General features: G+C 39.3%; 27 protein-coding genes. 13 read left to right on the forward strand and 14 right to left on the reverse strand.

Translation table 11 applies throughout. The features are described 5' to 3' along the window. Position 1 precedes the first annotated feature (1 nt). The 6 genes from cyoC (at position 2) to rplI (ending at position 3,104) form a co-directional block, all read left to right on the forward strand. Positions 2 to 622, forward strand: a complete 621-nt coding sequence (gene cyoC / locus F944_RS06015; RefSeq protein WP_004988184.1) for a cytochrome o ubiquinol oxidase subunit III — start codon at positions 2 to 4, stop codon at positions 620 to 622. Next, positions 622 to 951, forward strand: a complete 330-nt coding sequence (gene cyoD, locus F944_RS06020) for a cytochrome o ubiquinol oxidase subunit IV (protein ID WP_004988185.1) — start codon at positions 622 to 624, stop codon at positions 949 to 951. The genes cyoC and cyoD overlap by 1 nt, the downstream gene beginning before the upstream one ends. 10 nt (positions 952 to 961) lie before the next feature. Then, positions 962 to 1,840, forward strand: a complete 879-nt coding sequence (gene cyoE, locus F944_RS06025; protein WP_004988191.1) for a heme o synthase — start codon at positions 962 to 964, stop codon at positions 1,838 to 1,840. A gap of 180 nt (positions 1,841 to 2,020) precedes the next feature. Continuing rightward, positions 2,021 to 2,410, forward strand: coding sequence for a 30S ribosomal protein S6 (gene rpsF / locus F944_RS06030; RefSeq protein WP_004988194.1), 390 nt, complete (start codon positions 2,021 to 2,023; stop codon positions 2,408 to 2,410). A gap of 11 nt (positions 2,411 to 2,421) precedes the next feature. After that, positions 2,422 to 2,649 (forward strand): 30S ribosomal protein S18, encoded by a 228-nt coding sequence (rpsR, locus tag F944_RS06035; RefSeq protein ID WP_004988197.1) that lies wholly within the window; start codon positions 2,422 to 2,424, stop codon positions 2,647 to 2,649. An 8-nt stretch (positions 2,650 to 2,657) separates the two neighbouring features. Then, positions 2,658 to 3,104 (forward strand): 50S ribosomal protein L9, encoded by a 447-nt coding sequence (gene rplI / locus F944_RS06040; RefSeq protein ID WP_004988199.1) that lies wholly within the window; start codon positions 2,658 to 2,660, stop codon positions 3,102 to 3,104. A gap of 373 nt (positions 3,105 to 3,477) precedes the next feature. Here the strand turns inward: rplI and F944_RS06045 are convergent, their stop codons facing one another. From F944_RS06045 to F944_RS06080, 8 genes are all read right to left on the reverse strand, one after another. Continuing rightward, the gene (locus tag F944_RS06045; RefSeq protein ID WP_004988201.1) at positions 3,478 to 4,665 is read right to left on the reverse strand and encodes a vWA domain-containing protein; all 1,188 of its coding nucleotides are present in this window, start codon (positions 4,663 to 4,665) and stop codon (positions 3,478 to 3,480) included. 12 nt (positions 4,666 to 4,677) lie between these two features. Then, the gene (locus F944_RS06050; protein ID WP_004988203.1) at positions 4,678 to 5,529 is read right to left on the reverse strand and encodes an AAA family ATPase; all 852 of its coding nucleotides are present in this window, start codon (positions 5,527 to 5,529) and stop codon (positions 4,678 to 4,680) included. 22 nt (positions 5,530 to 5,551) lie between these two features. Continuing rightward, entirely contained in the window at positions 5,552 to 5,953 is a 402-nt protein-coding gene (locus F944_RS06055) for a hypothetical protein (protein WP_004988206.1), read from the reverse strand. Then, entirely contained in the window at positions 5,946 to 6,251 is a 306-nt protein-coding gene (locus F944_RS06060) for a YcgL domain-containing protein (RefSeq protein WP_004988209.1), read from the reverse strand. Before F944_RS06060 ends, F944_RS06055 begins: the two co-directional genes overlap by 8 nt. Positions 6,252 to 6,362: 111 nt before the next feature. After that, positions 6,363 to 7,505 carry a ribonuclease D gene (locus tag F944_RS06065; protein ID WP_004988211.1) on the reverse strand — a complete coding sequence of 381 codons (1,143 nt, stop codon included), beginning with the start codon at positions 7,503 to 7,505 and terminating at the stop codon, positions 6,363 to 6,365. A gap of 253 nt (positions 7,506 to 7,758) precedes the next feature. Next, positions 7,759 to 8,355 carry a recombination mediator RecR gene (gene recR / locus F944_RS06070; RefSeq protein WP_004988213.1) on the reverse strand — a complete coding sequence of 199 codons (597 nt, stop codon included), beginning with the start codon at positions 8,353 to 8,355 and terminating at the stop codon, positions 7,759 to 7,761. A 24-nt stretch (positions 8,356 to 8,379) separates the two neighbouring features. Beyond that, a complete protein-coding gene (locus tag F944_RS06075; RefSeq protein ID WP_004988215.1) occupies positions 8,380 to 8,709 on the reverse strand; it encodes a YbaB/EbfC family nucleoid-associated protein in 330 nt (109 codons plus the stop codon). A gap of 34 nt (positions 8,710 to 8,743) precedes the next feature. Next, a complete protein-coding gene (locus F944_RS06080) occupies positions 8,744 to 9,934 on the reverse strand; it encodes an O-succinylhomoserine sulfhydrylase (protein ID WP_004988216.1) in 1,191 nt (396 codons plus the stop codon). Between the two features lie 143 nt (positions 9,935 to 10,077). Between F944_RS06080 and F944_RS06085 the strand changes: the two genes are divergently transcribed. From F944_RS06085 to F944_RS06105, 5 genes are all read left to right on the forward strand, one after another. Continuing rightward, complete coding sequence (locus tag F944_RS06085) at positions 10,078 to 11,175, forward strand: alpha/beta fold hydrolase (RefSeq protein ID WP_010588840.1); 1,098 nt, start codon at positions 10,078 to 10,080, stop codon at positions 11,173 to 11,175. A 3-nt stretch (positions 11,176 to 11,178) separates the two neighbouring features. Beyond that, the gene (locus F944_RS06090; RefSeq protein ID WP_004988219.1) at positions 11,179 to 12,051 is read left to right on the forward strand and encodes an NAD(P)-dependent oxidoreductase; all 873 of its coding nucleotides are present in this window, start codon (positions 11,179 to 11,181) and stop codon (positions 12,049 to 12,051) included. An 84-nt stretch (positions 12,052 to 12,135) separates the two neighbouring features. Further along, complete coding sequence (locus tag F944_RS06095; RefSeq protein ID WP_004988220.1) at positions 12,136 to 12,405, forward strand: YARHG domain-containing protein; 270 nt, start codon at positions 12,136 to 12,138, stop codon at positions 12,403 to 12,405. A 112-nt stretch (positions 12,406 to 12,517) separates the two neighbouring features. Then, positions 12,518 to 12,931, forward strand: coding sequence for an HIT family protein (locus tag F944_RS06100; protein ID WP_004988221.1), 414 nt, complete (start codon positions 12,518 to 12,520; stop codon positions 12,929 to 12,931). Positions 12,932 to 13,185: 254 nt separating this feature from the next. After that, complete coding sequence (locus tag F944_RS06105) at positions 13,186 to 14,277, forward strand: porin (RefSeq protein ID WP_004988223.1); 1,092 nt, start codon at positions 13,186 to 13,188, stop codon at positions 14,275 to 14,277. 85 nt (positions 14,278 to 14,362) lie between these two features. Here the strand turns inward: F944_RS06105 and tsaD are convergent, their stop codons facing one another. After that, positions 14,363 to 15,379, reverse strand: a complete 1,017-nt coding sequence (gene tsaD, locus F944_RS06110; protein ID WP_004988225.1) for a tRNA (adenosine(37)-N6)-threonylcarbamoyltransferase complex transferase subunit TsaD — start codon at positions 15,377 to 15,379, stop codon at positions 14,363 to 14,365. Positions 15,380 to 15,524: 145 nt separating this feature from the next. Here tsaD and rpsU point away from each other — a divergent pair, with 145 nt between their 5' ends. Then, entirely contained in the window at positions 15,525 to 15,740 is a 216-nt protein-coding gene (rpsU, locus tag F944_RS06115) for a 30S ribosomal protein S21 (protein ID WP_001136722.1), read from the forward strand. Between the two features lie 31 nt (positions 15,741 to 15,771). Beyond that, complete coding sequence (locus F944_RS06120) at positions 15,772 to 16,218, forward strand: GatB/YqeY domain-containing protein (protein ID WP_004988228.1); 447 nt, start codon at positions 15,772 to 15,774, stop codon at positions 16,216 to 16,218. Between the two features lie 112 nt (positions 16,219 to 16,330). Here F944_RS06120 and F944_RS06125 read toward each other — a convergent pair whose 3' ends face one another. From F944_RS06125 to F944_RS06145, 5 genes are all read right to left on the reverse strand, one after another. Continuing rightward, positions 16,331 to 16,690, reverse strand: a complete 360-nt coding sequence (locus F944_RS06125; RefSeq protein WP_004988230.1) for a hypothetical protein — start codon at positions 16,688 to 16,690, stop codon at positions 16,331 to 16,333. A gap of 110 nt (positions 16,691 to 16,800) precedes the next feature. Beyond that, complete coding sequence (locus F944_RS06130; RefSeq protein ID WP_308464025.1) at positions 16,801 to 18,213, reverse strand: M48 family metalloprotease; 1,413 nt, start codon at positions 18,211 to 18,213, stop codon at positions 16,801 to 16,803. 143 nt (positions 18,214 to 18,356) lie between these two features. Further along, positions 18,357 to 19,316, reverse strand: coding sequence for a 2-hydroxyacid dehydrogenase (locus F944_RS06135; protein ID WP_004988237.1), 960 nt, complete (start codon positions 19,314 to 19,316; stop codon positions 18,357 to 18,359). 150 nt (positions 19,317 to 19,466) lie between these two features. Beyond that, on the reverse strand, positions 19,467 to 20,135 hold the full coding sequence (locus tag F944_RS06140; RefSeq protein ID WP_004988238.1) for a hypothetical protein: 669 nt from the start codon (positions 20,133 to 20,135) through the stop codon (positions 19,467 to 19,469). Between the two features lie 89 nt (positions 20,136 to 20,224). Next, positions 20,225 to 22,114: a M48 family metalloprotease gene (locus tag F944_RS06145; RefSeq protein ID WP_004988241.1), complete on the reverse strand. Its 1,890-nt coding sequence runs from the start codon at positions 22,112 to 22,114 to the stop codon at positions 20,225 to 20,227. Positions 22,115 to 22,138: the final 24 nt, after the last annotated feature.

A 22,138-nucleotide genomic window follows, 5' to 3' on the forward strand; every position in this document is an offset into this window, starting at 1 on the left:
TATGGCTGAAGTACTTCATCACGACAACCATGGCCATGACGGTCATCATGAACATGATGATACCGACTTAACGGTCTTTGGTTTCTGGACATACTTGATGAGTGACTTGATTTTATTCGGTACACTCTTCATCGCGTTCGCTGTTTTGAGCAGCCATGTTCCACCAGGTACACCAAGTGCACATGAGCTATTTGGTGAGTCTTTAGGTTTTGTTTTAACTGAAACCTTTGCTCTCTTGATCTCATCTGTCACTTTCGGTTTTGCAGTTCTGGCTTCGTACAAAAAGAACGTTAACCAAGTGATTATGTGGTTACTTATCACCTTTATCTTTGGTGCATCGTTCATTGGTATGGAACTTTATGAATTTCATCATTTAGTTCACGAAGGACATGGTCCAAGCACAAGTGCTTTCCTATCAGCATTCTTTACACTGGTTGGTACGCACGGTATTCACGTGACTTCTGGTTTGGTCTGGATGATTGTATTAATGTATCAGATCAAAACCAAAGGTCTGACATTACCAAATACACGTCGTCTTGCTTGCCTAAGTTTATTCTGGCACTTCCTTGACATCGTATGGATCTGTGTATTCAGCGTCGTTTACTTGATGGGAGTTCTCTAATGAGTAGTCACGATCATAATGCTGCTGGTGCATCTCACGGTAACGTTAAACAGTACACTGTAGGGTTTATTTTATCTGTTCTGCTCACCATCATCCCATTTGGGATGGTGATGGCAGGTGGATTTTCCCGCGGTCTATTAATGACCGTTATCGGAATTACAGCAGTTGCTCAGGTACTTGTACAACTTGTGTTTTTCTTACACATGAATACATCTTCTGAACAACGCTGGAATTTGATTGCATTCATTTATACTATTCTATGTATTGCCGTTCTTTTGATCGGTTCTGTATGGATCATGAACTATCTACACTTCAATATGATGCTCTAAACTGTTTGTCATGTTGAAAAAATATTTATTCCTGACTAAACCAGGAATTCTGTTTGGTAATTTCATTACCACCTTGGGCGGCTTTTTCTTAGCCGCCCAAGGACATGTAGATTTCCTCTTACTCATCCTCACCCTCTTAGGTACAACGCTTGTTGTAGCCTCAGGTTGTGTCATCAATAATGTAATTGATCAAGACATTGACCACAAAATGCAACGAACTCAAAATCGTGCCTTAGTTAAAAAAACGATTTCTCCATCCGTTGCACTTGTCTATGCCAGTGTGCTTGGAGTAATTGGTTTTAGCATTTTATGGTTTGGAGTGAATCCTTATTCATTCTTATTTGCTGTAATTGGTTTTGTTGTCTATGTGGGCTTTTATAGCCTCTGGTCTAAACGTACCACGATTCATCAAACCGTGATTGGTAGTATTTCTGGAGCGAGCCCTCCTGTCATTGGTTATGTTGCCGTCACCAATGAATTTGATGTAGCGGCTTTACTGATCTTCTTAGCTTATGGTCTTTGGCAGATGCCCCACTCTTGGGCAATTGCGATTTACCGCTTTGATGATTACAAAAATGCAGGTATCCCAATTTTACCAGTAGCGCGCTCTATTTTTAGAACCAAAGTTGAATGTGTCATTTACATTGTACTTTTTGCGGCAGTTCTCAATGGGCTTTACTGTTTTGGTTATACCAATGTCTTTTTTCTCATCACGTTTAATGCATTAACTGCATATTGGCTTTATTTATCACTCATTGGTTTTAAAGCTGAAAATGATCAGATTTGGGCAAAACGCTTTTTCCTGTATTCGGTAATCTTAATTACCTTACTCAGTGTAAGTTTTAGCTTTACTTACCATTCACCTGCGCCACATCTTCCTCTCTTTTAATAGAGAGGAAGATTTCTATTTATCCTGATTTGCACTGAAAACCATTTGTTTTTATTTGCACTTTTCTATATAATTCACCCTTCGCAATTTATGCGGCTTAACTTGAATTCATTATTCCAGTTATGACTCCTTGCTTCTAATTTTTATGTTAGGGGCTGTCCAAACCGTAAGGAGCTGACAATGCGTCATTACGAAATCGTACTTTTGGTACATCCAGACCAAAGCGATCAAGTAGTAGGTATGGTTGAACGCTATATCTCTCAGATCAAAGAAGCTGATGGTCAAATTCACCGTTTAGAAGATTGGGGCCGTCGTCAATTGGCTTACCCAATTAACAAAATTCACAAAGCACACTACATTCTTATGAATGTTGAATGTGGTCAAACGACTCTTGATGAATTAGAAGAATTGTTCCGTTATAACGACGCAATCATTCGTAACATCATCATTCGTCGTGAACACGCAATCACTGAAGAATCGTTACTTGCTAAAAGTGCTGAAGAAAAACGTGCGCGTAAAGCTCAACGTGAAGAAGCACAGCAATCACACGAATCTGCTGAAGAAGCTTAAGGAGAACATCAATGGCACGTTTTTACCGTCGTCGCAAGTTCTGCCGCTTTACAGCTGAGAATGTTGTGTACATCGACTACAAAGATATCGACACTTTAAAACAGTACATCACTGAAAACGGCAAGATTGTTCCTAGCCGTATCACTGGTACTAAAGCTCGTTATCAACGTCAATTAGCGCTTGCGATTAAACAAGCTCGTTACTTGGCTTTGATTCCGTACACTGACAACCATAAGTGAGGTGAGCTGTGGACGTTATCTTATTACAACGCATTAAGAACCTAGGTAAACTTGGTGACAAAGTATCAGTTAAAGCTGGTTTTGGCCGTAACTACTTGATCCCTCAGGGTAAAGCTGTTGCTGCTACTGAAGCAAACACTGCTGCTTTCGAAGCTCGTCGCGCTGAACTTGAGAAGCAAGAAGCTGAAGTATTAGCTGCTGCTCAATCACGTGCTGATCAATTGAACGAAGTGAATATCGTCATTACTGCGAAAGCGGGTGATGAAGGTAAACTATTTGGTTCTATCGGTACTCGTGACATCGCTGACGCATTAACTAATGCTGGTCTTACTGTAGACCGTGCAGAAGTTCGTTTACCGAATGGTGCGCTTCGTCACACTGGTGAATTCAACATCGCAATCCAATTGCATCATGATGTTGTTGCAGAAGTTCTCGTTACTATCGTATCTGAGTAATTTTTGTAAGAAAAAAGAGCATGCCTTTGCATGCTCTTTTTTTATTGTTCATTAATTTCTAAATAAATCTGATTTTATCTAAACTTGAAAAGCATAATAACAACTACTACTCAAGCAATACTCTAAAATTAAAGCCTGCTTTGAAAGTATTCAGTAATGCATTGTAAAGCATAGAAAGTTATTTATATCTGAGTATAGAGTTTGCAGAGAGCGATAAGTTGCATCGATATCCTCTGATTCTAAACGATGAAATGCCCAATGAAATTCATCAGGCATTTTTGTTTGAACTACTAAAAATCAAGTATCAATATAAAGTCCACACAACAATATGCACCAATTCATTTTTAATGTGCACTACCCAACCCAGTGAGTTTTAACGCGATAAATAACGCGTTAGATCTTCAACTCCTTTTAAAGTCATCGGGTACATATGATCATCAAAGATTTGCTTAATTAAGCTGATAGTTTGTGTGTAATGCCAATAATTTTCTTCTTCTGGATTTAGCCATGCAGTCTTATCAAAATGCTGGCGCAAACGAAGCAACCAAACCTCACCTGCTTCATCATTCATATATTCAACTGAACCACCTGCCGAACGTAGTTCATAAGGTGCCATACTGGCATCGCCAACCACAATCACACGGTAATCGCGTCCATATTTATGAAATAGATCCCATGTTTCCAAACGACTTGCTTGTCGACGATGATTATCTTTCCAAACATAATCGTACAGACAGTTATGAAAATAGAAGTATTCCAGTGTTTTAAATTCAGTTTTGGCAGCACTAAAAAGTTTTTCGCATTGTGCGATATAAGAGTCCATCGAGCCGCCAACATCGAAAAGCATCAGCACTTTAACACGGTTACGTCTTTCAGGAACTAATTGTACATCCAATATGCCCTGCTTTGCTGTTTCACGGATTGTACCATCAACATCAAGTTCTTCCGCTGCACCTTGACGTGCAAATTTGCGTAAACGGCGTAAAGCCAGTTGCATCTGACGTGTTCCCAAAATCTGTTCATCGTCCAGATTTTGATATTTCCGTTGTTCCCAGACTTTAACTGCTGAACGTTTTCGACCAGGCCCACCAATCCGCACGCCTTCAGGATGATCCCCAAACGCACCAAAAGGCGACGTACCACCTGTACCAATCATTCGATTGCCACCCTGATGCTTTTTATGCTGCTCCCGTAAACGTTCTTCCAGCATTTTCATCAGTTCTTCCAAAGAACCTGCTTTTTGTAACGCAGCTCTTTGTTCAGGAGTCAGATGTTTTTCAAGCAGTTCTAAATCTAGCCAATCTTTTGGAATCTTCTGAACTTGTTTAAGCAACTCATCCAGATCAAAGGTTTCTATACCTTCAAAATAGTCCTTGATGGCACGATCAAATTTATCAAAGAAACGCTCATCTTTGACTAAAATGGTTTTCGCAAGTTGATAAAATTCATTCTGATCTGCAAAGACCAGTCCTTCAGCGACAGCCTGATTTAAATCAATGAGTTCACGCGTCGTGACAGGAACGCCATATTTTCTGAGGGTATAAAACAGCCGCACAAACATAAGCGACCACCCTTAACGACGTGACATAAATGCGAGTCGTTCTAACAGTTGCACATCTTGTTCGTTTTTAATCAATGCACCATACAGCGGCGGAATGGCTTTAGATTTATCATGATTACGCAGCACATCTTCTGGCATATCATCGGCCATCAGCAAACTTAACCAATCAATCAATTCAGATGTCGATGGTGGTTTTTTTAAATTTGGTACCTGACGTAATTTAAAGAAAATTTGTAATGCTTCACTCACCAGTGTCGTTGAAATTTTTGGAAAATGTACCGCAATAATTTCACGCATGGTCGCTTCATCAGGAAACTCAATATAATGAAAGAAACAACGACGCAAAAAAGCATCTGGCAATTCTTTTTCATTATTTGAAGTAATGATCACAATCGGGCGCTGAATAGCGGTAATCGTTTCCCCTGTTTCATAAACATAAAACGACATTTTATCCAGTTCATGTAACAAGTCATTTGGAAACTCGATATCTGCTTTATCAATTTCATCAATCAATAAAACACAGCGCTCTTCACTGGTAAACGCCTCCCACAATTTCCCAGGTTTAATATAGTTTTTAATATCATAAACCCGATCATCACCTAACTGGCTATCACGTAAACGCGATACAGCATCGTATTCATATAAACCCTGTTGCGCTTTGGTCGTGGACTTAATGTGCCATGTAATCAGTTTTAAACCCAAACTTTCAGCGACTTGTTCTGCAAGTAATGTTTTACCTGTACCCGGCTCACCTTTGACCAATAATGGTTTTTGTAGCGCACGTGCAGCTTTAACAGCAAGTTTTAAGCTATCCGTTGCGATGTACTGATCTGTACCCGAGAAATGTTGTGAATCAACAGCCATCTTATAACCTTTATTTTTTTACTTAAATGGACGCGCGACTTTCATCAGAAGCCACTTTGTTCATGCGATATTTCGACCACAAATAGCCCACAATTAACCCCACCCCAATGACCAAAAGAATAAGCGATACATTCGCCCATATCAGTGTTTGCTCTTTGGTTAAAACACCAAATAACACCCCAAAAATAGCAGGTGCGATTTCTGCATTTGCACCATCAGAAACAGTCGGTGTCGCTAAAATTGCAAAAAGAACGATCCAACTAATTCCACCCAAGAGATGAGGAAGTCGTTTTGCCACACCATACCAACACCATAAGACAATAATGGTTCCCACGACATAGACTGTCACAGCAATACTATCTTCTGGAACTGAATCAAGTGAGGACAACAGGCCGTTCCATATTGCACTGAGTTGATCAAGCACCTCTTAACCCCTCTGGTTCATCGGTTGGATTGATAAATCCTTCTGGTGGCATTTGAATAAAAAAGCCAGTGGTTTGTAGTGAATCCATCACATGTAACACGTTGACACGCGCCAGTTTTCGTGACTGAGAAAGTTCAAGATGCATGACAAATGTTGGTCGACCAAAAGCCTGACGGATCGTTTCAGGAACATTTTCTAAAGGATCTTTTCCTTCGACATCATCATTTGGATAGTCTGGACGAGCAATATAAATGTACATTTCATCTTTTTTGCTCGATCTATAAATATCACAGTGCATATTTTACTTAACTCTCATCACTTGCTAAAAAGCATACATCAAAAATTCGGTGGCGACATTAGCGAATCGTAACCCAACAGTCGTCCTGAAAGATCATTTGGCTCTCAAGACTTATCGCGCTACCTGCATTTGGTTCATTAAAAAATCTTCATCTTCACGCAGAATCTGGATCAGGGGCTGGGTTAATCGTTCATAACGCCAGCCGAGTAAATATTCTGGTAAATCTTGCTCATCCCCATGAAAAACAACGTGTTGATACAGTGCATTCATCCATTTTTTACGCAGTAGAACTTCTTTGGGAATTTCGGTCGTATCCACCACGTTTTGAATCAATTGTTGCATTTTCATGCTGACATTTTCTGAGCATTGTTTAATGGGTCGTGCCAAACGTAATGGCCATTCATTTTCTAGTGGCAGAAATTTAAGCAAATCCAGAATCGTTTTGCCATGTTCCCGAATAATATTTGGGCGAATATCTTTAATATGGGATAATTGGAAATTATTTTTTGGATTTTTCTCTACCAAATCAATCATGCTTGAATTTTTTAAAATAAAACTACGCGGCTGATTCAAGGCTTTAATCAGTTGTTCACGCCAGACACTAAGCTGCTGTAATTGCATCAATTGTTTACGTGAGTGACGATAATTTCCAATATCAGTATAAAGTAGATGAACAGGCGTTTCTCTGGCAATTTCTTTGGTTAGACTTTGACAATCTTCGAGTACAAAATCATATTTATTTTTTTGTTGTAATTGCGCTTTAAGCTGATCTGAAAGCTGAAACAAATAAATGACATCATTGGCTGCATAATTGAGTTGTTCAGTCGTTAAAGGCCGTGCCAACCAGTCTGAACGAGTCTGATCTTTGTCAATTTCAATATCTAAAATTAATTTCAGGGCATTTTGATAGCTGACCTGTAAACCATGCCCTAAAAATGACAAAGCAACTTGTGTATCAAATACATTTTCCAACACATCTTGCTGAGCATAATGATAAATCAGATCAATATCTTCACCACAAGCATGGAAAATATTTTGCTTGGCAAGATAGAGTTTATTCCAAAAAGGCGTTAAATCCAGAGCAGCACCATCGAGTAAATAGATTTGCTCATTCACATTAATCTGGAATACACCCAACTTTGGCCAAAGCGTATCAACTTTAATAAATTCGGTGTCCAAAGCATACTCTGGATATTGATCCATTTGCTGAAGAACGTGAGCAAAATCATCTTGCTGCTGAATAAAATGAAACATGTTTTCTCGATTTAACAACTAGCGCAGTTAACTGCGTCTGTATATATAACACTACAATTTGAGAATATTCTAGCCAAAACGTTATTAATGCTTTATTTTTTGAACGAAATTATCATTATATTTTTTAATTAACTTTTTAAGCCCTTTCTCTCTCAAATAAATTTCAGTTTTGTATCGCTTTACAACATGAAGAATCAATCCAGAGTCTGGTTTAATTTGAACTTAAAAGCTAAAAGTATGAAACAAGAATGCCTCATTTCATACGCATACGATTATGAACGGCCTGACTTAAAGTATGGCTATCGACATATTCAAGTTCACCACCTTGCGGTACGCCTTGAGCAATACGCGTCATATTCAGTGGTAAGTGCTTGGTAGCTTCTACCAGATAATGCGCGGTTGCCTGACCTTCTACAGTCGCATTGGTCGCCAAAATCACTTCTTCAATCTGCCCTTCACTTAGACGCTGAATCAGATAAGGAATGCCGATTTCTTCGGGACCAATGCCATCAAGTGGAGATAAATGCCCACCCAATACATGGTATTTCCCACGGAAACTACCGCTTTGCTCAATCGCCATGACATCGGCTGGAGATTCAACCACACACAACAATTGTTGATCACGATCATTGGAAAGACAAATATCACAAATTTCATTTTCAGTCAGAGAATGACATATTTTACATTCATGAATATGCGAAGAGGCTTCATGTAAAGCGTGTGCCAAACCAAAAGCACCTTCACGATTTTTCATCAGTAAATGTAATGCCATACGTTGAGCCGATTTCGGCCCAACGCTGGGTAAAACTCGTAATGCTTGAACAAGTTGTTCAAATCGATCACTAAACACAGATATTCCTCTGATAAAATCGGCTTAGAACATACCTGCTAAGCCAGGAGGTAAACCCATGCCTGAGTTTGCACTTTTCATTTTTTCATCCGCAACCAATTCTGCCTGACGAACGGCATCATTTACTGCGGCAGCAATTAAGTCTTCAATCATATCTGGTTCGTCTTGAAGTAAATCAGGACTGATTTCAACACGTTTAACCACAAAGCGACCCGTCATGGTTACTTTGACCAAACCGCCGCCTGCTTCTGCTTTAACCTCAGTATTAGCCAACTCTTCTTTTGCCTTTTTGGCATTGGCTTCCATATCTTTTTGCATGCGTTGTGCTTGCTGCATGAGCATATTAATGTTCATAAATTTTTCTCCAAAAGATTTAAAACTAATAAGTTCAAATTAAAGCTAAACCACGTTCAATATCGCGAATAATATCTGAAATATTTTCAATTCCTACAGAAACTCGAATTAAGCCTTCCTGTATGCCTGCTGCCTGCTTTGCTTCAGGTGACAATTTACCATGAGTCGTCGTGGCAGGATGGGTAATTGTTGATTTTACATCGCCAAGATTACCTGTAATCGAGATAAACTGAGTATTATCGATGACTTTCCACGCGCCTTCACGACCGCTTTTTACTACGAAAGAGACAATACCACCAAAGCCATTTTGTTGTTTGGCTGCACGCTCATGACCAATATGTTCAGGCAAACCCGCATAATACACTTTTTCAACTTTGTCGTGCTGATTAAGCCATTCAGCAAGCTGTTGCGCATTTTCACAGTGTGCTTTCATTCTTAAACGTAAAGTTTCCAGACCTTTTAAGAACACCCAAGCATTAAATGGACTCATCGATGGGCCCAGTGTACGCACCACACCAAATACTTCTTCGAGTAACTTATGGTTGCCTGTCACAGCACCACCTAAAGCTCGACCCTGTCCATCCAGATATTTAGTGGCTGAATAAACCACCAAATCTGCACCCAATTTTAAAGGTTGCTGCAAAACTGGCGTACAAAAACTGTTATCCACTACTAACATTGCATTTTGAGCATGAGCAATATCGGCCAAGAGTGGAATATCAGCAATTTCAGCCAAAGGGTTGGATGGCGACTCGATAAACAAAATTTTGGTTTCTGGGCGCATCGCATTTTTCCATGCATCCAGATCATTTAAATCGACAAAGGTGACATCAACACCAAACTTTGCGATATATTTTTCAAATAATGCCACGATTGAGCCAAAAACGGCACGAGAACAAATGACATGATCCCCTGCTTTTAAAAAAGCCATGCAAACAGATAAAATGGCACCCATACCAGAACTCGTCGCAACTGCACGTTCAGCTCCATCCATTGCAGCAAGACGTTTTTCAAACATGGCCACGGTTGGATTGGTAAAACGAGAATAGATATTTCCCGCCACTTCGCCAGAAAACTTGGCAGCCGCTTCTGCTGCATTTTCATATACGAAAGACGAGGTCAGAAAAATAGGTTCAGCATGTTCACCTTCAAAACTACGGGTATGCCCTGTACGGATTGCAAGAGTATCTAACTGGTATTCTAATTCATCGTTTTGGCTATGCATTGCTTTGTTCTCAGTCTAAAGACCGCTCAAGTGGAAAAACTGCCAACATTTTGAGCTTCTACGGTATTTAAGGTCAAGGTAAAAGATCAAATTATCGCTTAGACTTCATCCAAACTTTTTTGGATCTGAGAAATATGCAACGAATGGAATCATTCAAATCACTTATCCATCATCAGCAAATCAAACTTAAACATCTTTCAGCGCGTCTTTTTCATGAAGAATCTCTGGTTTTATCACAAACAACACCCTATCAAGTGATTGCAGAGTTTGGGCAGACGCGAGTTCGTTATTATGCAGCAGCCGAAAAATCTTATAAAGAACCCTTAGTTTTTGTTGCACCTTTGGCGATTAATATGGCGATTTATGATCTTTATCCTTATCGCTCACTGATTCAATACTTTCAAAAACATGGTTTTGATGTCTATCTGGTAGATTGGGGTCGTTTAACTTATCAAGATCGTCATCTCAATTTTTTATCTTTTGTCAGTAAAGCACTGCCTGAATATATTCAAGTGATTCGTGAACATTCTCAAAGTGATCAAATTTCACTGCATGGTTGGAGTATGGCGGGTATTTTTGTGTTGTTATACAGTGCGCTCAATCAGCCAAATTACGTTAAAAATTTGATTGTTTTAGGAAGCCCAATTGATAGTTATGCATCTGGACGCATTGGTAAACTTTATCAATTTATGCATAAAACTATCGATCGACATAAAAAATTACAGCAACGAATTTATAACGGACTACCCAAACGCTTAATTCACACCCCAGGAATTTTAAATGCGTTGGGTTTTAAAATTCTTGATCCGAAAGGCTGGATTGATGGTCATATACAACTTTTAAAAAACCTTGAAAATAAAAAACTGGTGCAGGAACATGCCACACTCGGTAATTTTTTAAATAATATGATCGATTATCCAGGTGGAATTAATCAGGACATGTTATTTAATGTCTGGCTACAAAATCCTCTTAAAAAAGGCATTATTCATCTTAAAGATCAAGTTATTGAATTAAAAAATATTCGATCATCATTGTTGGTGGGTGCAGGTCGTAGTGATCAATTGGTTACAGCAGATGCTGTAAAACCCCTCACCCAATTGACAAATAGTAGTGATGTCACGTTTACTCTAATTCCCGGTGGGCATTTAGGACTCATGTCCAGTCAGGCCAGTTCCGATGAGTTTTGGCCCATATTTAAAGATTGGCTCACACAACGTTCAACGCAGATAACAAAAGAGTAGATTATGGTTCAATCAGTTGCATTTATTGGTCTTGGCGCGATGGGTTATCGCATGGCATCGCATTTACCCAAACATTTCGATACCGTGTATGTCTGGAATCGAAATATGGACAAAGCCAAACAACATGCAGCTACATATGGAACTCAAGCGGTTGATTTAACGCAAGCGGTACAGGCAGACATCATTTTTTCATGTTTACCGACCAGTGCTGATGTCGAACATTTGATCAATAGTGTTCAATTAAAATCAGGCAGCATTTGGGTCGACTGTACCAGTGGTGTGCCTGATTCAGCTCGTAAACTCGCTACACAACTCAAAACTGAAAATATTGATTTTTTAGATGCGCCTGTCAGCGGCCAAACCATTGGTGCAGATAATGCAACATTAACGGTTATGGTGGGTGGAGATCAGGCTGCTTTTGAACGTGCGTTGCCCGCTATTCAGGCATTTGGAAAACTGATTAAACATGTCGGCACATCAGGCGCAGGTTTTGCGGTAAAAGCGGTCAACAACATGTTACTCGCAGTTAATCTATGGTCTGTTGCTGAGGGCTTTACCACACTGAAAGCGCATGGTGTCAATCTGACAGAAGCTATGGACTGCATTAACGCGTCAAGCGGAAAAAGTGGTGTGACCGAAACTGTATTGCCGCAACGTATTTTGAATCGTAGTTTTCCTGTGACTTTTGGATTACCACTACTCGCTAAAGATACAGGTATTGCACTAGATCTGGTTCGTGATGCCAACTTACCAGCGCCAGTAATTGCTTTAGTACAGAGTCTAATTCAAGCTGCCAGTCTTACTGCTGAAGAAAATAGCGACTTCTCAGCTGCCATAAAAATGTATGAATCGTGGAGTAAAATTACACTAGAGTAATGATTCAACATTGCTTTTTCCTGTAAAGCCCCTATATTTAGACATAGGTCGTTACATTTACACCGATGAAAAGAGGATACCCTCATGAATAAGTTCGCTGTTGCACTTTTTACTGGAATGATGACCCTTGCAGGTGTCTCAGTGCACGCTGCAACATCCGATCAAGAATGCAAAAAACTTCAGGATGACTCTAACCTCATCTATGCATCAAAAGGTTTTTGTTTTAAAGATCCAGAAGCTAAAGCTAAATATGGAAATGAAAACTGTCATACCACCAAACCCAAATTTTCTGATAAAGAACAACAACGTCTTGACCAGATTGAACAGCGTCAGAAAGAGCTAAACTGTAAATAATAAATTTCTTTGATCACTGATTAGTCCCTCTTTATTCTTTTCAAAAAAGGAATAAAGGGCTTATGAAAGAAATCAAATATCAAAATGTATTAGAGGTTTGAAGGATAATAATATGGCCTACGATGAGCAGAATATTTTTGCCCGAATCATTCGCGGTGAACTTCCAGCAATCAAGTTATATGAAGATGATCAGGTACTTGCATTTATGGACATTATGCCTCAGGCGGATGGTCATGCTTTGGTCATCCCTAAAACTCCTGCGGTGACTTTACTTGATTTGCCCCCTGAAGCAGCGGCTTATACCATTCAAGTCGTACAAAAAGTTGCTCAAGCCATTGAAAAAGCACTGGATGCTAAAGGTATTGTTTTAATGCAACTGTCTGGTGAAGCTGCGGGTCAAACCGTTCCACATGTGCATTTTCATCTGATTCCTAGCTCTATTCATCAATTGGGTCGTCATGCCGCACAAATGGGTGATCAGGAAAAAATTAAAACCCTTGCAGAAAAGATAAAAGCTGAACTTTGAGTAAAATTAAGGTTTATAAAAATGGAGCTTAGGCTCCTTTTTTTATATAAAAACAATAAAATCAAATATTAAAATAAATTTCAATCCATCACCTGTCATCAAACTGTCACGTATTTTTCACCCATTTGTAACAAAGTTTAAAGATACTGCTTAGCAAGTTGGTGAGCTTCTGTAATTTTTTGTACATAAGCAAACTTTAAAAAAATAGTGAATTTGGGCATATGCCACTGAACTTGTGTTTTGGAGAAATCTCAATGAAAAAATTGCTTATCGCTGCCGCAGTATCAACGCTTAGCATCACCGCAGCGCAAGCAGCGCCAACTTTGTACGGTAAACTTAATGTTACCTTAGACCAAGTTGATAACAGTGATTTTGCAGGAAATGATGTCACTGCACTTAATTCAAATGCTTCACGTATCGGGGTAAAAGGTGAAGAAAAATTAACAGACAAAGTATCTGTTGTATATTTGGCTGAATGGGCAATCTCTACAGATGGTTCAGGTTCAGATACTGACTTAAGTATGCGTAACCGCTTTTTAGGTTTAAAATTCAATAAAATCGGGACTTTAAAAGCTGGTCGTTACGATACTTATTTTAAAACAAATGCGGGTAACAATCAGGATATCTTCAACGATCACACGATCTTAGATATGACTTCTGTTCTTCATGGTGAAGAGCGTTCAAATAACGCGATTGGCTTTGAAACAGATAAAGAGCTGATTATTCCAGGCTTACAGTTCAATATCATGGCGCAACAAGGCGAAGATACCAAAACTGATAATACGAGCTTGGGTAAAGAAGGTAAGCGTGATGGCTTTGGAGATGGGATCTCAACTTCTTTAACTTATGAAAATAAAGATTATGGATTGGCTGCTGGTATTGCGGGTAATTTTGGATTAGCTGGTAAATATAATGCCTACAGTCTTTCTGGTATCTATTCAGACGCTGTTCGTGTAACAGGTTCTATTGATTTGGCAAAAGCAGGTGTCGATGGTTTAGTATTCGGTGCTTTATGGCAAAATGCTCAACCTACTGATGACACAGTATCGACCACAAGTGGTACAACTGTAACGTCGTATAAAGGTCTTGAAGAAGATGCATGGGGTTTAACCGCTGCTTATGCAATTGCTTCTACACCTTGGAAAATCAAAGGTGAATATATTGAATCAAATACCTCTGTCGACAATCGCTCAGATCGTAAAATTTCTCAATATGGCTTAGGCGTAGATTATAACTTCAATAAACAAGCTCGTTTTTATGGCGTATTGGCGCAACAAAAACGTGACTGGTTATCTGATGATGACAAGAAAACTGTTGTTGGCGTAGGTATGGAATATAACTTCTAATACTTCGCTACAAAAAAATAAAAGGGTACAGTCCATAGATTGTACCCTTTTATTTTTAATTGATTTTTAAATGCTTTTTCTGTGCTTATACTGCATTCGGATTTTTAAGCTCAGTCATCGGCCATCTTGGTGTTGTGGTCACTTCAAGCCCATCGTGTTGTCCAGCTTTTAAACGCTCATACCCTGCAAAAGCGATCATGGCGCCATTATCGGTACATAAAGCGGGTTCTGCATAATAGACTTGGGCTTTAATCTTTTGCAAAGACGTTTCTAATTGTTCACGTAAGCGCAGATTGGCACTAACACCACCTGCAATCACCAATCGTTTTAATCCCGTTTGCTTTAAAGCTTTGACGGATTTTTTAACCAGAGTATCCACGATCGCTTCTTGAAAGGATGCCGCAATATCTGCATCACGATTTTCTTCGCCCAATTTTTTTAGCTGAACTGAAACTGCTGTTTTTAAACCGCTAAATGAAAAGTCCAATCCTTGATGTAACATGGGGCGCGGAAAATCAAAAGCTTGAGCATCTCCCTGTAAGGCTAATTTTGCAATATTTGGCCCACCGGGATAAGGTAACTCCATCATTTTTGCGACTTTATCAAATGCTTCACCTGCTGCATCATCAATAGATTCACCAAGTAGTTCGTACTGACCAATGCCATAAGCCGCCATTAGCTGGGTATGACCACCAGATACAAGTAGTGCCACAAAAGGGAACGCTGGCGGCGTGGCAGATAACAATGGCGCAAGCATATGCCCTTCCATGTGATGCACACCTATCGCAGGTTTATTCAATGCCAACGCCAATGTTCGTCCAAACAATGCACCTGTCATCAGCGCACCCATTAAACCTGGACCACGGGTATAGGCGACTGCATCAATGTCTTTTTTATCGATTTGACTTTGCGCAAGCAGTTCGTTCAATAATGGAATGAGTTTACGTACATGATCACGTGAGGCTAGTTCTGGCACCACACCGCCATATTCCGCATGGAGTTTAATTTGACTGTAAAGCACCTGTCCACGCAATCCTTGCTCGCTATCATAAATCGCCAAGCCAGTTTCGTCACAAGAGGTTTCCAAGCCTAAAACAATCATTAAAATGCCTATATTTTTACGACTAAAATTCTGCCAACGCTATTATAGACTTGTGATATCAGTTGTAAATGAGTAAAATACTGACCTTCACTTGTCATCGGGGCAATCCTGCGCTCGATGTTATCCATAATCTAGAGGATTTTACATGCCACAAGTTAAGTTGAAAGAAGGCGAACCAGTTGACGTAGCAATCCGTCGTTTCAAACGTTCATGCGAAAAAGCTGGTGTTTTAGCTGACGTTCGTAAGCGCGAGTTCTACGAAAAACCGACTCAAGAACGTAAGCGTAAAAAAGCTGCTGCTGTTAAGCGTTACCAAAAGAAATTGGCACGCGAATCTGTACGTACTACTCGCCTTTACTAATTAATTTGTGATTGACTGTCTGGATAATTAAATGACTACTTTGAAGAACCAAATAACTGAAGTTTTAAAAGCTACTATGCGTGCTAAAGAAATGAATAAGTTAACGGTGATTCGTGGTTTACAGGCAGCAATTAAGCAAATCGAAGTCGATGAGCGCGTAGAGCTTGACGATTCGCAAGTTCTTGCGGTCATTGAAAAGCAAATTAAACAGCGTAAAGAATCGGTCAAAGCCTTTGAAGGCGCAGGCCGTGATGATTTAGCTAGTAAAGAACAAGCCGAAATTGAGGTGTTATCCCAATTTCTACCAGAAGCTATGACTGAGGAAGAGCTTGATTCTCTCATTGAGCAAACGATTGCTGCTCAAGGTGCTACTAGCATGAAAGATATGGGTAAGGTGATGAACTCTCTACGTCCGATCATAGCCGGACGTGCCGATCCTGCACAAGTATCTGCAAAAATTAAAGCAAAACTAGGCTAATTGATATTTAGCTTGATTTGCCACTTGTCTATTTCACATACAATTTTTAGAATGGATTGATGAGATTCATATTAAATGAGTCGACTATAAATTTCTTTCTGAATGTATTTATTTACTGCAAATGACACTGAATATTATATTTCTTTAAAATTTGCATTTCTTTTGATGCCATCACCTGATTAATAAAATCCTGTTTTGTCATTTTCGCATAAGAAAGCGGTAAGTCCGATCGATATTGATCATTAACCTGATATAAATCTTGCACATATTGATTCACAATGCCACAAAATTGCGTTTGTTGTGTTGGAGTAAACTGCGTCTGTTGTGGATTGAGTGAGCGTAAAAAATTACGCATATCCGTATTATAAGTATTCGAAATTTTTTCTACTGAGCGTATATAGCGTTCAGGCGGTGCCGCAAAAATTGACTGCCCCAAAATCACTAAACTTAACAATAATGTGAACTTTTTCATAACTATAATCAATATGATGCTTCTGATGTTAGCTTAATAGCTAAAATATTTTTTGCAACGTAAATTTCATATAGAAAGATGCTTTTAGATCAACCAAAGTTGTATTTAAATTAGATTTTCAATAACCGCTCTGACTGCATTTGTTTTAAACGATCTTCAATCTTGGCGCTCATGGCATTATTGCCTTTTGCTAAACGTTGCGCATGTAACATCGACTTTATCGCATTTTCCTCATAACCAGACCAATATTCTACTTCAGCTCGATAACGCAAGACATTGACGGTTCTTAGCGGTGATTTGATATCTGAATTGGCAGCTTGTTGTAGTAATCGCCATCCTTCAATGTCTTTATTATTGGTATTGATAAATCGTTGTACTAGTGTCTGTGCTTCGGCACTTTTACCTTGTCGAATCAGAATTTCAGCGAGTTTATATGCTAAAGGACGATTTTCGGGCATGGTGCGCTGGATATTAATCATGGACTGATATGCATCCTCTAATTTATTTTGATTTAAATAAATATCAGCCTGTAAGATGCTAATCAGTGTATTGCTCGGGAAAGTTGTCTTTACCCCATCGAGCATTGTTTGCGCTTTGGCATAATCACCCTGATTGTTATAAAAAGCACTCATTGCCAGTTGAGCAGGTTTGTTATTTTGATTCACTTGAATCTGCAATAATTGTTCTGTGACCTGATTGGTTTCAACCAAGGTATACCATTTTAAAATCTGAAAATCAGGATCGTACAATTTGGACTTCACTTTAGGAAACTGATTGGCACGTAAACGTGATTCACTCATCCGCTCAGATGTCAGTGGATGCGTCATCCAAAAATCAGGCAGATAGCTTAATCGACTTGTAGAACGATTCATGGTTTCAAAAAAATCAGCCATACTTTGTGGATTATAGCCCGCGGCATACATATATTGCATACCTATACGGTCTGCTTCGCGCTCCTGATTTCGACTATAGGTCAATTGATTGTCCATCAAAGCGGCTTGTGTACCTAACATGACCGCAGCACCAGCATCCGATTTGGTCTGTGCAGCAATTGCAGCACCCACTAAAATCCCTGCAAGGGCTAATAAGCCCTGCCCCTTAAATGCTTCTTGTGATCGACTATAATGTCGCTGACTGACATGGGCAATTTCATGCGCCATTACCCCTGCAACTTCATCAATATTGTGCGCAGACGCAATTAAACCCGAATTTAAGGCAAATAGTCCACCCGGAACAGCAAATGCATTAATTTGTGGATCATTGACTACTACCATTCCAATGGGTTGACCCAATTGCGTCTGACTGAGTATTTGAGCGAACACTCGAAAAAACTGATCCTCAAGCCAAGGATCATGCAAAATAGGCAACTGTCTTTGAACCTGACGGTAAACTTTTTCTCCAATCATTTTTTCTTTTTGTTGATCGATCAACCCGATACCGCTACCAATTTCAGGCACTTCTACCTGAGAAGTGGCAGATTGATAGAAATAATCGGAATGTGCGTGCGCAACTCCAGTCAGCATAGATAACGTCAAAACAGTTGCCACATGTTTCAAATCATGATCTCTCATCAAAAATAAGGGATAACTGATCAAAATAATTTTATCAGCACCCCCAATATAACACTGGAAACTCAAAGGATTTGCAATAAAGTGTTATAGTAAATTTAGCCATTTACAAGATATTGTGGAGTTCGTCCCTCCAGTGCATCGACTAGATTCTTATGTGCCAGTTTAGCCATTTTTAACCGTGTTTCGGCAGTCGCAGAGCCAATATGCGGCAATGTCACCACATTAGGTAAACTAAATAATGGTGATGACTGTAATGGTTCTTTTTGATGGACATCAAGACCTGCAGCAAAGATTTGTTGTTGCTGCAAGGCATGAACTAGAGCTTCTTCATCCACCACTGAACCACGTGCAATATTTACGAACACGGCATGAGATTGCATTTTTTCAAACTGCGCCTTACCCATGAGTGCTTTGGATTCAGGATTTAAATCCACCGCAACCACAACAAAATCTGACTGACTTAAAAGTTCATCCAAACCACAATAACGTGCATTCAAAGGCTGTGCCAATGCAAGTTTTTCACGGCGATTGTGATAAAGAATATTCATATTAAAGCCATAAAAGCCGCGTCGTGCGACTGCTGCACCAATATTCCCTAGTCCAATAATACCGAGTGTTTTACCAAAAATATCCTGTCCAAATTGAGCAGGGCCGACGGTACGCTTCCATTCACCTTGCTTAGTCCATTGATCTAGTTCAGGGACTTTACGCGCAGCACTGACCAACAAAGTAAAAGCTAGATCCGCAGTAGTTTCTGTCAATACATGGGGCGTATTGGCTAGCCAAATATTATTTTTTGTGAGGTAATCCACATCATAATTATCATAGCCCACACTCACGGTTGAGATAATTTTTAATTGTTGTGCAGGTGCCAGATTGGTTTCATTTAACAAACGTCCAGCGCCGATCATGGCATCAGCATCTACGACTTCTGTACGAATTTGCTCATTGATGTCACCTTGCTTGGGATTTAATACCACCACATGATAATCGCGCTCAAGTTGATCCAGAACCGTTGCATCAATTTGACTAAAAACGACGACTTTCTGTTTCATTACATATCCTTATTCAATAAGCTAAATATCTAAAGTGAGAGATATACTAGATTTCTTTTAACTATTGAACCCGTTTTTCTTCTCCAATATGGAGAAATAAAAAGGATTTATGAAAGAAATCCATGCTCTAACATATCAAGAAATGAAATTTTATTGGGTTAACATCAGTTGCCATAGACGGCGTTTGAGTAAAGGCTGATCAATCATTTCCTGTAAACTAGCAAGTTGCATGCTCTGAGCGTGAGAAATAAAGTCCAGTTGTCCCAAAATCAAAATACGTTTATCCAGCGCCAACGCATCTAAAAAGCCTTGAATATAAGCGTGTACACCCCGCCCGTCACGAAAGTTTTCAAGCGGTAATGGCCATTTTAATTCATGGTAATAGCCCGATACTGAAGATTGAATATTCGTCCAGAGTTGTCTTTGCTGTTTGGATAATTGTGAACTTTCAACCACAATAATGACCTGATCAAGACAATATGCTTCTAATGTAAAAGCCTGTTGCATGACTACAACAGTTTGATCTTTTGGCAAGATGCTCGTAGGAGTTTCCAGAGTCGACTGTTCAATTTCAACAACTGCTTTAGGTGGTTGTCTATCTTTTAACTGAACAATCGGCTCAATGTGTTTTGTCAACTCTGGTTTTGTTTGAGATGCGTCTAGCACTTGCTGATTGACCACAGCAACAGCCACATGATCTTCGGGGGGAATTTGATCGCGCCAAGAACAAACAGGCGGTTTTTTTTGACATAACATTGCTCGTGGAATCCAGACATCCACCCCCATTGCTGCCAAAATATTACGCTGCTGCCCTGTCATATTTACACTATTACCTCTATTTCCACGCTATTCTACTCTGCTTTATAGGCTTTTTCAGTGCTTTGATCGAAACAGAGATTAAGTGTCTTTTAAATAATCATCAGGGTATTTTTCTTTTGCATTTGATCGACAATATCCCCAGTCTCAAATCCAAATCGCCAATATAACAACTCTAAAACATCCAGTTCGTCTTGGGTGATAATACGGTCACTCCACAAACACATTTCGGCAATTCCCAATATACTGAGTCGGTCACGTAGCAATAAACCCGCACAATCATTCAGAATTTCTGCCAGATCAATAGGTTCATCCGAGATTTCTTCATACCATACCATTTCTTCCAAAGTCAAAATATGGCTCAGAATACGATCACGCACTTCAAGCTGATTGGGACTATTAATTTGCTGTACATGTAGCAATGCATCGATTAAACGAACGATTTGTGGTTTAACTTCTTCAATCGAGGTCGGCATATGGACTGGCATCAGATTTAGCTCAAATTTCACTTTCTCCAAAAGCAAAGCATCCAGTAAACCAACTTCACCGTCTTCTTGAATAATTAAAGCCAAACGAGTTAAAAACTGTCGTGCGATACTGGCTGGAAGTGAGCCAATATTACGACAGGCTTCATGAAAAATCTGAACATGCACACGCCCATCCAAATAGAGCAAGGCATCCACAATGGCGCGGCTAACTTGGGCATTTTGTGGAAGAAATTCACGATATTGCCGAATCATCAAGATTGCAACCATCACTTCACGCGATCCTGTCGCTGTCTGCAATGCTCTTTGGATTAACTCAGGACGCTTAATACTTTGGCGTATTTCAGCCTTAAGCGGCTTAATGGCATCATTTAAAGCAAAACTAATGGGTGATAAACGCAATAATGGTAATGGCTGTGGTGATATCCACGGGGTATGAACATTACCATCCATTTCTTCAAGTGAACGAAATAAACTAAATAGCGGACGATTTCTTAATTTTTTAAGATTCTCAAGTTGTAACTCCTGCAAAATCGTTGGATTAAGTTCATAAATACGATCTTCAATACTCGGGTGAATATTCAACCAGCTTTGTGGGCTTAATGAGTTTGCAAAACACATATGTGCAATAGATTCAGAAAATACACTATGAATTTGCGAGCCCGCATGATGAACATAGATTCGAAGTAAAGTTTGAGTATTGGCATTATTTTGAATAAGTTGCATGGTTTTATAGTCATTACGGAAAGTTCGACCACTTAAAGTTAAGTATTTGATCAAACGTGTAATCAGTACCCCCATACTGCCTAATAGCCAAATAATCCCACCGACTGCAATAAAAAATGTTTCAAATTTGCGATGTTTATTTTTTTGATAAGGCTTAAAACCTCGTTTTGCAATTCGACTACCTAGTTGGCTAAAAGTAATCAAACCACTATATAAGATTTTAAGTTTAGTATTTTCTACCGCTTCACCCGATAAAATCTGATTAAATTCATGGCTCAGCAAACCATATAATTCAACTTCATCCAGATTTTGCAATGCTCCCCACGTCATGATAATGACCACATTGCGCTGATCAAATCCTGCAGTTAAGGCATTGACTCCAACTTCATCTGGCAAAACATATAATACTGGCGTTTCAATTTGAAACTTTTTTGCCAAACGTTGAGAAATTTTAAGGGCGACACTTTCTTCTGGCGTACTTTCCAATAAATCTAAACGACGACCTTTTAATTGCTTTGCTAAAGAATGTCCGCCTTCTCGAAAAATATAGAGTTCGTAAATGGCGGAACTTACCACAATAAAAAACAATAAAATAATCAAATAAGGACTGAGGCTATGCCAAAAAATAGACTGACTATAATCAAAATAGTGAACCAAAAGTCCAAGCGTGGTATTTAAGATGAACATTGTCAGCAGCATCGCGACCACGCACATGCTTGCCGACCACATCATATTTTTATTTTCAACGAGATAATGACTGACTTCTTTCAATGTAAATATGTCCTGATTACATTG

Origin of the sequence: Acinetobacter ursingii DSM 16037 = CIP 107286, from assembly GCF_000368825.1 — a bacterium.
Lineage (GTDB): Bacteria > Pseudomonadota > Gammaproteobacteria > Pseudomonadales > Moraxellaceae > Acinetobacter > Acinetobacter ursingii.

Coding starts and splice junctions, on each gene's coding strand:
- cyoC (WP_004988184.1), top strand. CDS start 2: ATGGCTGAAGTACTTCATCACGACAACCATGGCCATGACGGTCATCAT.
- cyoD (WP_004988185.1), top strand. CDS start 622: ATGAGTAGTCACGATCATAATGCTGCTGGTGCATCTCACGGTAACGTT.
- cyoE (WP_004988191.1), top strand. CDS start 962: ATGTTGAAAAAATATTTATTCCTGACTAAACCAGGAATTCTGTTTGGT.
- rpsF (WP_004988194.1), top strand. CDS start 2,021: ATGCGTCATTACGAAATCGTACTTTTGGTACATCCAGACCAAAGCGAT.
- rpsR (WP_004988197.1), top strand. CDS start 2,422: ATGGCACGTTTTTACCGTCGTCGCAAGTTCTGCCGCTTTACAGCTGAG.
- F944_RS06045 (WP_004988201.1), bottom strand. CDS start 4,665: ATGTTTGTGCGGCTGTTTTATACCCTCAGAAAATATGGCGTTCCTGTC.
- F944_RS06050 (WP_004988203.1), bottom strand. CDS start 5,529: ATGGCTGTTGATTCACAACATTTCTCGGGTACAGATCAGTACATCGCA.
- F944_RS06060 (WP_004988209.1), bottom strand. CDS start 6,251: ATGCACTGTGATATTTATAGATCGAGCAAAAAAGATGAAATGTACATT.
- F944_RS06065 (WP_004988211.1), bottom strand. CDS start 7,505: ATGTTTCATTTTATTCAGCAGCAAGATGATTTTGCTCACGTTCTTCAG.
- F944_RS06075 (WP_004988215.1), bottom strand. CDS start 8,709: ATGAACATTAATATGCTCATGCAGCAAGCACAACGCATGCAAAAAGAT.
- F944_RS06080 (WP_004988216.1), bottom strand. CDS start 9,934: ATGCATAGCCAAAACGATGAATTAGAATACCAGTTAGATACTCTTGCA.
- F944_RS06085 (WP_010588840.1), top strand. CDS start 10,078: ATGGAATCATTCAAATCACTTATCCATCATCAGCAAATCAAACTTAAA.
- F944_RS06090 (WP_004988219.1), top strand. CDS start 11,179: ATGGTTCAATCAGTTGCATTTATTGGTCTTGGCGCGATGGGTTATCGC.
- F944_RS06095 (WP_004988220.1), top strand. CDS start 12,136: ATGAATAAGTTCGCTGTTGCACTTTTTACTGGAATGATGACCCTTGCA.
- F944_RS06100 (WP_004988221.1), top strand. CDS start 12,518: ATGGCCTACGATGAGCAGAATATTTTTGCCCGAATCATTCGCGGTGAA.
- F944_RS06105 (WP_004988223.1), top strand. CDS start 13,186: ATGAAAAAATTGCTTATCGCTGCCGCAGTATCAACGCTTAGCATCACC.
- tsaD (WP_004988225.1), bottom strand. CDS start 15,379: ATGATTGTTTTAGGCTTGGAAACCTCTTGTGACGAAACTGGCTTGGCG.
- rpsU (WP_001136722.1), top strand. CDS start 15,525: ATGCCACAAGTTAAGTTGAAAGAAGGCGAACCAGTTGACGTAGCAATC.
- F944_RS06120 (WP_004988228.1), top strand. CDS start 15,772: ATGACTACTTTGAAGAACCAAATAACTGAAGTTTTAAAAGCTACTATG.
- F944_RS06125 (WP_004988230.1), bottom strand. CDS start 16,690: ATGAAAAAGTTCACATTATTGTTAAGTTTAGTGATTTTGGGGCAGTCA.
- F944_RS06130 (WP_308464025.1), bottom strand. CDS start 18,213: ATGCTGACTGGAGTTGCGCACGCACATTCCGATTATTTCTATCAATCT.
- F944_RS06135 (WP_004988237.1), bottom strand. CDS start 19,316: ATGAAACAGAAAGTCGTCGTTTTTAGTCAAATTGATGCAACGGTTCTG.
- F944_RS06140 (WP_004988238.1), bottom strand. CDS start 20,135: ATGACAGGGCAGCAGCGTAATATTTTGGCAGCAATGGGGGTGGATGTC.